This window comes from Actinokineospora sp. (genome assembly GCF_050699995.1).
In the GTDB taxonomy this organism is placed as follows: Bacteria; Actinomycetota; Actinomycetes; order Mycobacteriales; family Pseudonocardiaceae; genus Actinokineospora.
The window spans coordinates 1-2108 of record NZ_JBOHGC010000279.1 but is presented as its reverse complement, the minus strand read 5'-3'; the positions used below and the strand labels follow the sequence as shown (position 1 = coordinate 2108).

The window sequence follows — 2108 nt, the reverse complement described above, 5'->3', positions numbered from 1 at the left end:
CCCCCCCCCCCCCCCCCCCCCCCCGAAGACAAGCTAGGAACCCACGGCAGAAGGCGAAGAAGCGCCGGCCCGCAACAACTTCACCTCCCCACCACCATCAGCGGGAACCGTGAAGATCCCCGGAACTCCCCCCACCGGCCGCGAATAGGCGATCGTAGAACCATCAAGCCAAGCCGCCTGATCATCCACATGCGCCGCCTCCGCCAAAGCGGTCTCCTTCAACGAACCCAGATCAAGCACATGCAGCCGCCACTGATCCCCAAACCTCTTCTTGTACGCGACCCGAGTCCCATCCGGCGACAGCGACGGGCATTCAGCGTTCTCGATCACAGACTTGAGCGTCCGCTCCACGAGATTCCCCCGCATCAGGTACGTCTTGCCACCAGACCCGAGCGTCACATAGAACGTCCGATCATCATCGGCAAACGTGACGCCCCAGAAGTTCCGGTCGATCGCGTGATGCTCCACACCATCCACAGAGGACGTGAAATCCTCCATCGACCCATACAGCGTCCCCGACTTCCGGTCGAAGATCCCCGCCGTCGTGGAGAAGTACCCCGGCGCCATGTAGGAGTCGCCTTCGCGGAACACGGTCCACCCCACCAGGTTCCCGGAGTCCGACACCCTGGCCCGGCTGGGCGTGCCGTCGAGCTTGATCACGCGCGTCACACTGAGGTCGGGGCCGAGCACTTCCGCCTCGAACCCTGGCGGCACCGTCACCGACCGCAGGCACACCGTCGTCCCGGCCGCGCTGTAGACGCGCAAGCATGAGCGGTCCGTGATCACCGCCGACGAGTCCGTGCGGGAGAGTTGGCCGACTTTGCCGCTCCCGTCGACGAACACGACCGAGTTCCGCGCCGCCAGATCCAGTGCGCCGGTAGCGGAGCTCCGCGACGCGGACGCGACGTAGACCACCGCCACCACGCTCAGCGCGACGATCGCGCCGATTCCGATGATCTTCTTCACCGCAGCCTCCAACTCACCATCACCGCAACCACCAGGACCAGGGCCGCAGAAGCGAACGCGGGGCCGAGCCCGACCAGCGTGGCGCCGACGCCGAACAGCACCGCGGCGACCGTACGCGCCATGGCCTGCCCGGTCTGCAGCACCGCCAGCCCGGAAGCCTTGACCTCCTCGGGCAGCATCGGGCCCGCACACGCCATCAGCACCCCGTCGGTCGCCGCGTAGAACAACCCGTGCAGTCCCAACGCCAACACCAGCACCGGCCAGCCACCGAGACCGGACATCAGCAGGCCGTACACCGCGAGCAACAACCCGTGCCCGACAAGGAAAACGCGCCATCGGCCGACCCGGTCGGCCAGCCTGCCGACCGGGATGGCCGCGCACAGGAACGTGACCGCGATCGCCAATGGCAGCAGGGGCAACCAGTTCTGCGACACACCGGTACGCTGCTGTGCCGCGATCAGGATGAACGCGTCGCTGACCGTGGCCAGCCCGAGGAACATCGCGCACAGGCACAGCCTGCGGTACGCCGGACGCGCCAGCAGCCGCAGCCCCTCACGAACGCTGATCTTCTTCTTCGCGGGCGTCCCCACCGGCTGCTGAACCCAGACCAGCAGGATGACCAGCCCCACCATGGCGAAACAGAAGCTGACCACGAACACCGCGTCGTAGGCCTGGGCGGTGACCGCGATCAGCACGAACGCCACGACCGGGCCGAGCAGCGCGCCGATCGTGTCCAGCATCCGGTGCACGCCGAAAGCCCGGCCGAGCACGTCCGGCGGTGCGCTCAGCGCGATGATCGCGTCGCGCGGACCGGACCGGATCCCTTTGCCCGCACGGTCGAGCGCGAGCAGTCCGCCGATGGCGCCCAGTGAGCCGCCCGCCGCGGGGAAGCCGAGTTTGGTCACCGCCGAAAGCCCATAGCCGAACGCGGCGACCGCCTTGGGCTTGCCGGTGCGGTCCGCCGCGTGGCCGCCGACCAGCCGCAGCAGCGCGGTCGCCCCGGTGTAGAGCCCGTCGACCAACCCCAGCTGCAGGTAGCCGACGCCGAGCCCGTACACGAGGTACATCGGCAGGAACGCCGTGACCATCTCGGAGGAGATGTCGGTGACAAGGCTGACGGCGCCGAGTGCGAAGACGGTGGA

General features: G+C 68.0%; 2 protein-coding genes. Both read right to left on the bottom strand.

The features are described from left to right. Positions 1–33 precede the first annotated feature (33 nt). Positions 34–921, bottom strand: a complete 888-nt coding sequence (locus ACRDSQ_RS14105) for a TolB family protein (RefSeq protein ID WP_431421514.1) — start codon at positions 919–921, stop codon at positions 34–36. A 41-nt stretch (positions 922–962) separates the two neighbouring features. Continuing rightward, on the bottom strand, positions 963–2108 hold a 1146-nt coding region (locus ACRDSQ_RS14100), incomplete at its 5' end, for an MFS transporter (protein WP_431421513.1).